This is a genomic window from Streptomyces sp. WZ-12, from assembly GCF_028898845.1.
Lineage (GTDB): Bacteria > Actinomycetota > Actinomycetes > Streptomycetales > Streptomycetaceae > Streptomyces.
The window spans coordinates 118,381-131,337 of record NZ_CP118574.1; the positions used below are offsets into that span (position 1 = coordinate 118,381).

General features: G+C 69.5%; 1 protein-coding gene (only partly in view). It reads right to left on the reverse strand.

Translation table 11 applies throughout. From position 1 onward, the window contains the following. A protein-coding gene (locus PV796_RS00405) for a type I polyketide synthase (RefSeq protein ID WP_274910681.1) crosses the window boundary here: on the reverse strand, nt 1-12,957 show its 3' end. 20,079 nt of this gene lie beyond the right edge of the window; 12,957 of the gene's 33,036 nt are visible here — the last part of the coding sequence; its start codon lies off the right edge, out of view; it ends in the stop codon at nt 1-3.

Sequence of the window (12,957 nt, forward strand, 5' to 3'; positions counted from 1 at the left end):
TCAGTTCAGCCCGAGTTCGTCGTCCAGCAAGGCGAACATGTCGTCATCGGTCGCCCCCTCGATGTCGAGGTCCTCGGTGCCGCCCGCGGACACCCCCGTGTGCCGCAGCTCGGCCCACTTGGCCTTGAGGACCTCCAGCCGGCCGGCCACCAACTGGTGCTCCCCCTCGTCGTCGAGGGACAGACCGGCGAGGATCGCCTCCAGGTTGTCGAGCGCCGCGAGCACCGAGCCCGCGCCCGTCGCCTCCTCGGTGACGAGGCAGCCGCGCAGATGCCTGACGACGTCCGTCGGCGTCGGGTAGTCGAACATCAGGGTGGCCGGCAGGCGCAGTCCGGTGGCCGCGTTGAGGCGGTTCCGGAACTCCACGGCGGTCAGCGAGTCGAAGCCCAGCTCCTGGAACTGCCGGTTCGCGCCGACCGCCGAACCGTCGGCGTGCCCGAGCACCACCGCGGCCTGCCCGCGCACCAGCGCGAGCAGCACCTCGTCCTGCTCCGCCGCGCCGAGCCCGGCGAGTTGCCGGGTGAGCGCGTCGGCGGAGGGCGCCGCACCGGCCGCCGCCGCGCGCCGCGCGGGCGCCCGGACCAGACCGCGCAGCAACGCCGGGACCTCCGCGAGCCCGCGGAACGCGGCGAAGTCCAGCCGCACCGGCACCATCAACGCTCGCTCGCCGGCCGTGGCCGCGTCATACAGCGCGAGCCCCTGCTCCACCGCGAGCGGCGGCATGCCGGCGCGCGCGAGCCGTTCGGCCTCGGCCTCCGACAGCGTCCCGGTCATGCCGCCGGCCCGGTCCCACGGACCCCACGCCAGCGCGACGCCCGGCAGTCCGGCCGCGCGGCGCTGCGCCATCAGCGCGTCCAGGAACGTGTTCGCCGCCGCGTAGTTGGCCTGCCCGGCACCGCCGAGCACACCGGCCGCGGACGAGAAGACCACGAAGCTCTCCAACGCCAGGCCGCGGGTGGCCTCGTGCAGATGCCAGGCGGCGTCCGCCTTCGGCCGCAGGACGGTGGCCACCCGCTCGGCGGTGAGCGAACCGATCACGCCGTCGTCCAACACGCCCGCCGTGTGCACGACCCCGGTGAGCGGATGCCCCTCCGGGACGGCGGCGATCAGCTCCGCGACCGCCTGCCGATCACCCACGTCGCAGGCCCGCACGGACACCTCGGCACCCAGCGCCTCCAGATCGGCCACCAACTTCTCGGCCCCGTCGGCCGCGAGCCCGCTGCGGCTGGCGAGGACCAGGCTCCGCACGCCCCGCTCGGCAACGAGATGCCGGGCCAGCAGTCCGCCCAGACCGCCGGTGCCACCGGTGATCAGCACGGTGCCGGACCGCCGGTTCGTCTCCTCCGCGGGCTCGTCGGCAGCCGACTCCTCGACGGCGGGCGAGCCGATGGCCTCCGGCGCGGCGGCCCGGGCCAGCCGGGCGGCCTTCAACGCCGTGCCGCGGAGGGCGAGTTGCGGCTCGGTTGTGGTGGCCAGGAGGGATGAGGTGAGGAGGGCGGAGGTGGTTGCGGTGCCTGTGCCTGTGCCGGCATGCGCCGTTGGGTCGAGGTCGATCAGGCCGAAGCAGCCGGGGTTCTCCGACTGTGCGGATCGAACGAGGCCCCAGACGGCCGAGGCCGCCAGGTCGGCGATTCCGCTCCCGTCCACGGACACCGCGCCGCTGGTCACGAACACCAACCGCGCCCCGGCGAACCGGTCATCCGCCAACCACTGCTGAATCTGCTCCAACACCCGTGCCGTGTTCTCCCGCACGGCGTCGAGCACGTCCGCGGAGCCCTCCTGGGCCAAGATGCCCGTGATCGGGGCGAGAACCACGTTCGGCACGGGGTCCTCGGACGCGGCAAGCGCCTTGAGGCCGCCGGGTTCCGCGACCACGGCCAGGGTGTCCGCGAGCGCCTCGGCGAGACCGAAGGAGTCGCTTCCGACAAGGGCGACGGAGACCGGCGAGGGCGAGGCCGAGACCGGGATCTCCGTCCAGTCGACGTGGAACAGGGAGTCCTGGAACGCGCCGCTTCCGCCGTCGGCGGCTCGGAGTTGTTCCGGAGTGACGGTGCGGGTGCGGAGGGAGTCGATGGAGATGACGGGTTCGCCCGCCGAATCCACCGCACTCACCGACACCGCCCCCTCACCAACAGGCGCCAACCGCACCCGCAACACCGAAGCACCCCCCGCAAACAACGACACCCCCTCCCACGAGAACGGCAACGCAGCCCCACCACCAACCGGCCCACCCCCCAAAGCAGCAAGCAACGACCCATGCAAAGCCGCATCCAACAACGCCGGATGACAACCAAACCCCGCCACCCCACCGGCCTCCACAACCACCTCCGGCAACGCAACCTCAGCGAACAACTCCTCACCACGCCGCCACACCGCACGCAACCCACGGAACACCGGCCCATAGTCGAACCCCGCCTCCGCAAACACCTCATAACAACCAACAGCATCCACGGACACAGCACCCTCAGGCGGCCACACCGCACCAAGAGCAGCATCCCTCGGAGCGACAACTGACGTGTCGGAAGGAGCCAACAGACCCGTCGCATGCTGCGACCAAACCGTCCCACCCGCGCCACCATCCGGGACATCTGGCGCCGAATACACCCCAACCACACGACGACCCAACTCATCCAACTCCCCCACCACAACCTGAACCCGCACCCCACCACGCTCCGGCAACACCAACGGAGCCGCCAACGTCAACTCCTCAACCCGCTCACACCCCACACCCTCACCCGCACACAACACCATCTCCAACAACCCCGTACCCGGAACCACCACACGCCCCATCACCACGTGATCACCCAACCACCCATGCGACCCCAACGACACACGCCCCGTAAACAACACCCCACCACCAGAAGCCACCTCCACCGCCGCACCCAACAACGGATGCCCCGCCACACCAAGCCCCACAGCACGCACATCACCACCACCAACCAACCGCCCCACCGGCCAAAACCACTCCCGCTGGAACGCATACGTCGGCAACTCCACCCACCCCGCACCCACACCAGCGAAGAAGTCCCGCCAGTCCGCGACGAGTCCGCGAGTGTGGAGGTGGGCCCGGGCCGCGAGCACCGCCGACTCCTCGTCACGATCCTTCCGCAGGACCGGAACGGCCACGGCTTCTCCCGCGAGGGACTGTTGGGCCAGGGCGGACAGGACACCGTCGGGTCCCAGCTCCACGAAGGTCCGCACTCCCTCGGCTTCGAGGGTGGTGACGCCGTCGGCGAAACGGACGGCTTCCCGGACGTGCCGGACCCAGTACTCCGCCGTGCACAACTCATCGGCCGAGGCCAGTCCGCCAGTCAGATTCGACACGACGGGAATCGACGGAGCGGAGTAGGACAACTCCTCGGCAACAGCCCGGAAATCATCCAACATCGGATCCATCAACGGCGAGTGGAACGCATGCGACACCTGGAGACGACTGGTGCGGCGCCCCTCGTCGGCGAAGTGTTGTGCCACGCCCCGCACGTCCTCGTCAGTGCCGGAGATGACCACGGAGGTAGGACCATTGACGGCGGCGATGGACAGGCCATCGGACAGGTACGGAACCACCTCCTCCTCGGCAGCCTGAACCGCAACCATCGCCCCACCAGACGGCAACGCCTGCATCAACGACGCACGCGCCACCACCAAACGGCAAGCGTCCTGAAGCGTCAACACCCCGGCGACATGCGCCGCAGCAACCTCACCAATGGAGTGACCCGCCACGAAGTCCGGCCGCACACCCCAACTCTCCACCAACCGATACAACGCCACCTCAACCGCGAACAAGGCCGGCTGCGCCCAACCCGTCTCATTCAACGCATCGGCATCCCCACCCCACATCACCTCACGCATACCGAACGAGGGAGACGAACCGAGAAGCTCCTCGTCCAACAGCTCGATCACGGAGTCCAATGCCTGCGCGAACACCGGGAACCGGCCATACAACTCACGCCCCATCCCCACACGCTGCGAACCCTGACCCGAGAACAACACGGCCGAACTGCCGCTCGCCACCGAGTCGGAGACCACGGACGGATCGGGCGCACCGAGGGCCAGGGCACCCAGGGCGGCAACGGGGTTCGTGTTGTCACTGACGAGCAGGACCGCACGGTGGTCGAACAGCGAACGCGTGGCAGCCAGCGAGTGGCCGATGTCCACCGAGCGCAGGCCGGGCCGGGCCAGCAAGGAGTCACGGAGACGGGCGGCCTGGTCGCGCAGGGCCTCGGGCGTCTTTCCGGACAGCACCCACGGCACCAAGTCGGGCTCCGTAGCGCCGCTTTCCGTCACCGGACGGTCGGCGCCGCTCTCCGGCTGTTCCAGGATGACGTGGGCGTTGGTGCCACTGATACCGAACGAGGAGACACCGGCGCGGCGGGCCCTCCCCGTCTCCGGCCAGGCGGTCTGCTCGGTGAGCAACTCGACGGCGCCCGCGTCCCAGTCGACGTGCGAGGACGGCGCGTCGACGTGCAGGGTCTGCGGAACCACTCCGTGTCGCATCGCCAGGACCATCTTGATGATGCCGGCGACGCCCGCGGCGGCCTGGGTGTGTCCGATGTTGGACTTGACCGAGCCGAGCAGCAGCGGGTGCTCGGAGTCGCGGTCGCGACCGTAGGTGGCGATGAGTGCCTGGGCCTCGATCGGGTCACCGAGCGTCGTCCCGGTGCCGTGCGCCTCGACCACATCCACATCACCCGTGGACAGCCCACCACTCGCCAACGCCTGGCGAATCACGCGCTGTTGGGACGGACCGTTGGGAGCCGTCAGACCGTTGGACGCACCGTCCTGGTTGACGGCCGAGCCGCGCACCACGGCCAGGATCTGGTGACCGTTGCGGACCGCGTCGGACTGGCGCTCCAGCACCAACATGCCCACGCCCTCGGACCACCCCACACCATCAGCGGCCTCGGCGAACGCCTTGGAACGGCCGTCCGGAGCCAACCCCCGCTGACGCGAGAACTCCACGAACGTGCCTGGTGTCGACATCACCGTCACACCGCCGGCCAGGGCGAGAGTGCACTCGCCGGCTCGGAGTGCCTGAGCCCCCAAGTGCAGGGCGACCAGGGAGGAGGAACAGGCGGTGTCCACGGTGACGGCCGGGCCCTCGAAGCCGAAGGTGTACGAGACGCGACCGGAGGCCACACTGCCCGCACTCCCCTGCCCCTGGAACCCCTCAAACTCCCTACCGCCCAACATGCTTCCGTAATCGCCATACATCACACCGGCGAACACGCCCGTCTGACTACCGCGCAGGGACACCGGATCAATACCGGCCCGCTCGATCGCCTCCCACGACGACTCCAACAACAGACGCTGCTGCGAATCCGTCGCCAACGCCTCCCGCGGACTCATCCCGAAGAAACCCGGATCGAACTCCCCCGCCTCATGCAGGAACCCACCACTACGCGTGTAAGACGTCCCGAAGTGCTCGGGGTCCGGGTCGTAGAGGCTGTCCACGTCCCAACCGCGATTGGTCGGGAACGAAGTGATCGCATCCGCCCCCTCGCTCACCAGACGCCACAGATCCTCAGGCGAAGCAACACCACCCGGGAAGCGGCACGCCATCCCCACCACCACGATCGGATCGTCGACCGCCGGCGGCAGCGACTGAACCGGCACCTGAGGCTGACTGTCGATCCCGCCGAACAACTCATCGTGCAGATGATCCGCCAGGGCATCGGTGTTGGGGTAGTCGAAGACGAGTGTTGCGGTCAGGCGCAGGCCCGTTGCCGTGCTCAGGCGGTTGCGCAGTTCCACGGCCGTGAGCGAGTCGAAGCCGAGGTCACGGAAGTGTGCCGTGGTGTCCACGGAGGCCGGGTCGGCGTGGCCCAGGACCAGGGCCGACTGGGTGCGGACCAGGTCGAGGAGTTCCTGCCGGCGTTCGTCGGGCGTGCGCCCGGCCAGACGGTTGACGAGCCCGGCGACGGTCGCGGAACCGCCGGCCGCCGTACGGCGCGTGCGGGTCCGCACCAGTCCGCGCAGGATCGCCGGCACCTCGGCCTGTGCGGAGAGTGCCCCGAAGTCGAGCCGGACCGGAGCGATCAGCGGCACACCCTGCGCGGGCTCTTGGCTGAGGGCGAGTGCCGCGTCGAACAGGGCCAGGCCCTGTTCCGTGGAGAGCGGCGGCACGCCGGAGCGGGCGAGCCGGTCGGCCTCGGCATCCGTCAGCGTGCCGGTCATTCCGCCGGACTGGTCCCACGGGCCCCAGGCCAGCGACAGGCCGGGCAGGCCCGCCGCACGGCGCTGTGTCATCAGGGCGTCCAAGAAGGCGTTCCCCGCTGCGTAGTTGGCCTGGCCGGCACCGCCGAACACGCCCGCGACGGAGGAGAAGGCGACGAACGCAGCCAGGTCGAGATCGCGGGTGGCCTCGTGCAGATGCCAGGCGGCGTCCGCCTTCGGCCGCAGGACGGTGGCCAGCCGCTCGGGGGTGAGCGAGCCGATCATGCCGTCGTCCAGCGTGCCCGCCGTGTGTACGACCGCCGTCAGCGGGTGTTCGTCCGCGATGCCGGCGACGAGCGCCGCCACGGCGTCCCGGTCGGACATGTCGCATGCCTGGACGGTCACTTCTGCGCCGTGGGCCGTCAGTTCCGCCACCAGCTCCGTGGAACCGGGGGCGTCGGGACCGCGCCTGCTGACGAGCAGGAGGTGGCTGACGCCGTACTCGTCGACGAGGTGCCGTGCGAACTGTGCGCCGAGGCCGCCGGTGCCACCGGTGATCAGGACCGTTCCGTCGGTGTTCCAACCGTCGCGGGCCGTCGTGTCGTCAGTACCGGTGACGGCGTCGGACGGTTCAGTGGGCGGCGCCAGGCGGCTCAGCCTCGCGGCATGGAGTTGCCCGTCACGCAGGAGCAACTGCGGCTCGTCGGAACCGAGGGCCGCCGCGAGGGCGGCCGCGGATGCCTGGGACCCATCGAGGTCGATCAGGCCGAAGACGCCGGGGTGTTCGGTCTGGGCCGAGCGCACCAGGCCCTGAACTGCCGCCGCCGCGGCATCCTCGCCGTCGGCCGCACCTCGGGTGACGAAGACCAGGCGAGCGTCCGCGCAACGTGCGTCGGCCAGCCACGTCTGGATCGTTTGCAGGGCATCGGCCGTGAGCCGGTGAGCGGCGTCGATGGTCGCGTCGTCATCCTGGGCGGTGACTGCAACCAGCACGATGCCGGGTACGGAATCCTCGGGGTTGGCCGCGGTCAACGCATCGAGGGTCTCGTGCTTCTCCACGGTTGCGCCGGGGCGGCTCAACTCGTGGGCGAGCCGCAGCGGATCGGGACCAAGGATCGCGATGGCCTGGGCTGCCTGGCCCGCCCGTTCCGCCGAGATCTCCGGCAGCGCGGTCCAGCGGACGCCGAAGAGCGCATCTCGCAGGCGATCGTCGGCGCCGCCGAACTGCTCGTTGGTCACGGTGCGGGTGCGGAGGGAGTCGATGGAGATGACGGGTTCGCCCGCCGAATCCACCGCACTCACCGACACCGCCCCCTCACCAACAGGCGCCAACCGCACCCGCAACACCGAAGCACCCCCCGCAAACAACGACACCCCCTCCCACGAGAACGGCAACGCAGCCCCACCACCAACCGGCCCACCCCCCAAAGCAGCAAGCAACGACCCATGCAAAGCCGCATCCAACAACGCCGGATGACAACCAAACCCCGCCACCCCACCGGCCTCCACAACCACCTCCGGCAACGCAACCTCAGCGAACAACTCCTCACCACGCCGCCACACCGCACGCAACCCACGGAACACCGGCCCATAGTCGAACCCCGCCTCCGCAAACACCTCATAACAACCAACAGCATCCACGGACACAGCACCCTCAGGCGGCCACACCGCACCAAGAGCAGCATCCCTCGGAGCGACAACTGACGTGTCGGAAGGAGCCAACAGACCCGTCGCATGCTGCGACCAAACCGTCCCACCCGCGCCACCATCCGGGACATCTGGCGCCGAATACACCCCAACCACACGACGACCCAACTCATCCAACTCCCCCACCACAACCTGAACCCGCACCCCACCACGCTCCGGCAACACCAACGGAGCCGCCAACGTCAACTCCTCAACCCGCTCACACCCCACACCCTCACCCGCACACAACACCATCTCCAACAACCCCGTACCCGGAACCACCACACGCCCCATCACCACGTGATCACCCAACCACCCATGCGACCCCAACGACACACGCCCCGTAAACAACACCCCACCACCAGAAGCCACCTCCACCGCCGCACCCAACAACGGATGCCCCGCCACACCAAGCCCCACAGCACGCACATCACCACCACCAACCAACCGCCCCACCGGCCAAAACCACTCCCGCTGGAACGCATACGTCGGCAACTCCACCCACCCCGCACCCACACCAGCGAAGATGCCGGTCCAGTCGATCCTCGTGCCCGAGGCGTGCAGTTGGGCCAGTGCCGCGAGCGCTGCCGGCTCCTCGGGGCGGTCCTTCCGCAGCAGCGGCACCGTGAGCGAGGGTTCCGTCAGGCACCGTCCCACCATGGCGGCGAGGACGCCGTCCGGCCCGAGCTCCAGGAACGTCCGCACACCCTCAGCCTCCAGGCACCGCACACCCTCCGCGAAACGCACCGCCTCCCGAACATGCCGCACCCAATACCCCGCCGAGCACAACTCATCCGCCGAGGCCAGTCCGCCGGTCAGATTCGACACGACGGGAATCGACGGAGCGGAGTAGGACAACTCCTCGGCAACAGCCCGGAAATCATCCAACATCGGATCCATCAACGGCGAATGGAACGCATGCGACACCTGGAGACGACTGGTGCGGCGCCCCTCGTCGGCGAAGTGTTGTGCCACGCCCCGCACGTCCTCGTCAGTGCCGGAGATGACCACGGAGGTAGGACCATTGACGGCGGCGATGGACAGGCCATCGGACAGGTACGGAACCACCTCCTCCTCGGCAGCCTGAACCGCAACCATCGCCCCACCAGACGGCAACGCCTGCATCAACGACGCACGCGCCACCACCAAACGGCAAGCGTCCTGAAGCGTCAACACCCCGGCGACATGCGCCGCAGCAACCTCACCAATGGAGTGACCCGCCACGAAGTCCGGCCGCACACCCCAACTCTCCACCAACCGATACAACGCCACCTCAACCGCGAACAAGGCCGGCTGCGCCCAACCCGTCTCATTCAACGCATCGGCATCCCCACCCCACATCACCTCACGCATACCGAACGAGGGAGACGAACCGAGAAGCTCCTCGTCCAACAGCTCGATCACGGAGTCCAATGCCTGCGCGAACACCGGGAACCGGCCATACAACTCACGCCCCATCCCCAAACGCTGCGAACCCTGACCCGAGAACAACACGGCGCAACGGCCCGAACGGCTCCGGTCGACGACGGCAGCAGGGTCTTCGTCACCGGCCGCGACAGCCGCCAACGCCCGGACCGCATCGGCGGGGTCGGCCGCAAGCACCACCGCTCGGTGATCGAAGACCGAACGGCCCATGGCCAGGGACATGCCCACATCGGCCAGGCCGAGGTCCGACCGTTCCTCCATCGAGGACAGCAGCTTCGCTGCCTGGGCCCGTAGCGCCTCCGAGGTCTTGCCGGACAGTACCCACGGCACCACGGCCGGCTCCACGGTGGCGTCCGATGCCAACGGACGTCGCACGCCCGCCGGCTGTTCCAGGATCAGATGGGCATTCGTCCCGCTGATGCCGAACGAGGAGACACCGGCGCGCCGGGCCCTCCCCGTCTCCGGCCAGGCGGTCTGCTCGGTCAGCAGCTCCACCGCGCCCTCGGACCACTCCACGTGCGAGGACGGCGCGTCGACATGCAGGGTCCGCGGCACCACACCGTGCCGCATCGCCAACACCATCTTGATCACGCCGGCGACACCAGCCGCCGCCTGCGTGTGCCCGATGTTGGACTTGATCGAGCCCAGCAGCAGCGGGTTCTCAGGATCGCGGTCACGACCGTAGGTGGCGATCACGGCCTGGGCCTCGATCGGGTCGCCCAGCGTCGTGCCCGTCCCATGCGCCTCGACCACATCCACCTCACCCACAGACAAGCCACCACTCGCCAACGCCTGGCGAATCACGCGCTGTTGGGACGGACCGTTGGGAGCCGTCAGACCGTTGGACGCACCGTCCTGATTAACCGCCGAACCACACACCACAGCCAGGATCTGATGACCGTTACGGACCGCGTCGGACTGGCGCTCCAGCACCAGCATGCCCACGCCCTCGGCCCAGCCGACCCCGTCAGCCGCGTCCGCGAACGCCTTGCACCGCCCATCGGGCGACAGTCCCCGCTGCCGGGCGAAGTCCACGAACACCGCCGGCGTCGACATCACCGTCACACCACCGGCCAACGCCAACGAGCACTCACCACTGCGCAACGCCTGCATCGCCCAGTGCATCGCCACCAACGACGACGAACACGCCGTATCCACCGTCACCGCCGGACCCTCCAAGCCCAGCGTGTAGGCCACCCGACCCGACGCCAGACTCGGCGAACTCCCACTGCCCTGAAAACCCTCGAACTCCGGACTCGCCAACATCGCGCTGTAATCGCTGTACATCACACCGGCAAACACACCCGTCTGACTACCGCGCAACGACACCGGATCAATACCAGCCCGCTCAACCGCCTCCCACGACGACTCCAACAACAGACGCTGCTGCGAATCCGTCGCCAACGCCTCCCGCGGACTCATCCCGAAGAAACCCGGATCGAACTCCCCCGCCTCATGCAGAAACCCACCGGAACGGGTGTAGGACGTGCCGACGTGCTCGGGGTTCGGGTCGTAGAGGTTGTCCAGGTCCCAACCGCGGTTGGTCGGGAAAGCGGACACCGCGTCCAGGCCGTCCGTGACCAGTTTCCACAGGTCGTCCGGCGAGGTGACGCCGCCGGGGTAGCGGCAGGCCATGCCGACGATCACGATCGGATCGTCCGCGACCGCCGTGGCGACCCGCGCCACCGTCGTCATCTCGGCGTCCGTGCCCAGCAGTTCGTCCAGGAGGTAGGAGACCAGGGTGTCGATGGTCGGGTAGTCGAAGACCAGGGTGGCGGGCAGCCGGAGGCCCGTGACGGTGTTCAGGCGGTTCCGCAGTTCGACCGAGGTGAGGGAGTCGAAGCCCAACTCGCGGAAGGCGCGGCCGGCGTCGACGTCGCCGCCGGTCGCATGGCCGAGGACCAGCGCGACCTGGCCGCGCACGAGGTCCAGGAGGATCTCGTGCCGTTCGAGCGGGCTCAGGCTGGTGAGCCGTTCCCGCAGGTTGGTGGCGGTTGCCGAATCGGCGGCGGCCGTGCGGCGCGAGCGGCTGCGGATCAACGACCGGAGCAGCGGCGGGACTTCGCCCTGGGCACGCAGCGCCGGCAGGTCCAGGCGTGCGGGAACGACGGTGGCGTCACCGGTGGCCAGGGCGGCGTCGAAGAGGGCGAGACCCTGTTCCGCCGAGAGCGGTGGCACTCCGGATCGCGCCAGGCGGTCCGCGTCGGTCTCGGCGAGCATGCCGGAGCCGTCTCCCGCCAGCTCCCACGGGCCCCAGGCCAGCGACAGCGCGGGCAGGCCCTCGGCCCGCCGCCGGACCATGAGCCCGTCCAAGAAGGCGTTGCCGGCCGCGTAGTTGGCCTGACCGGAGTTGCCGAAGACGCCCGCGACGGACGAGAAGACGATGAACGCGTCCAGGGCGAGATCCCGGGTGGCCTCGTGCAGATACCAGACGGCATCCACCTTCGGCCGCAGCACAGCGGCCAGCCGCTCCGGGGTCAGCGCGCCGACCATCCCGTCGTCCAGCACACCCGCCGCATGGATCACCGACGACACCGCATGCGCCGCGACCAGCTCCGCGACGGCGGCCCGGTCGGTCACATCACACGCGACCACCTCCGCCCGCGCACCCACCTCCGCCAACTCGGCCACCAACTCAAGCGCACCCTCGGCCCGTTCACCACGACGACTGACCAACAGCACATCCCGCACCCCATGCTCAGCCACCACATGCCGAGCCACCACCGCACCCAGACCACCCGTACCACCAGTGATCAGAACCGAGCCCGCGCCGCTGAACGTCACACCAGCGCCTGCATCAACGTCGGCTGCGGCCTCTGTGACTGGCCGGCGGGTCAGGCGCGCGGCCTGTAGGTCGCCCTGGTGGGTCCGCAACTGTGGCTCGTCGCTGGCCAAGGCGGCCAGTGGGAGCGACGTGGGGGCGTGCGGGTCGAGGTCGAGCAGGGCGAAACAGCCGGGGTTCTCCGACTGCGCCGAGCGCACCAGACCCCACACCGCGGCGGCGGCCACGTCCTCGCCGGTCGTCGCGCCTCGGGTCACGAAGACGAACTTCGTGTCCGCGAAGGCCGGTTGCTCCAACCGGGCCTGCACGAGTGTCAGGGCGCGGCGGGCGAGGTCGTGGACGTCCTCCGGAACGGAGGACGGAGCTGAGGTCGACTCGTCAGCACCGGGCCGGCCGGGTGCGACGAGGGGCAGCACGAGCACCGCGGGAGCCGGTTCCATGGTCGACGGCAGCGTCGCGTGGACGTCGACGTCCGCACCCGCTGCGCGGAGGGTTGCGGCGAGGTCGATGCCGTCCTCGCCGACGATCGTCACCGGGATGCCTGTGGGTGTCCCGTCGTCCGACTGCGTCGCGGGGTGCGGCGCCGTGGTCCAGTCCAGGCGGAACAGGGCTTCGCGGGCGAGGGTCGCCAGGGGGCTGAGGGCCTCCGCCGAGACGGTGCGCAGGGTGAGGGCCTGTACCGAGGCGACGGGTGCACCCGTGGCGTCGGCGAGGGCCAATGTGAGTGTTCCGTCGGTGTCTTGGCGGAGCCGGACGCGGACGGACGAGGCGCCGGAGGCGGCCAGGGAAACGCCGTGCCAGGCGAACGGCACGCTGCCGGTCCGTGGCGCCTGCGTGTCCGGGGCGACGAGCCAGGCGGCGTGCAGGCCGGCGTCGAGCAGCGCCGGGTGCAGCCCGAACTCCTCGGCGTC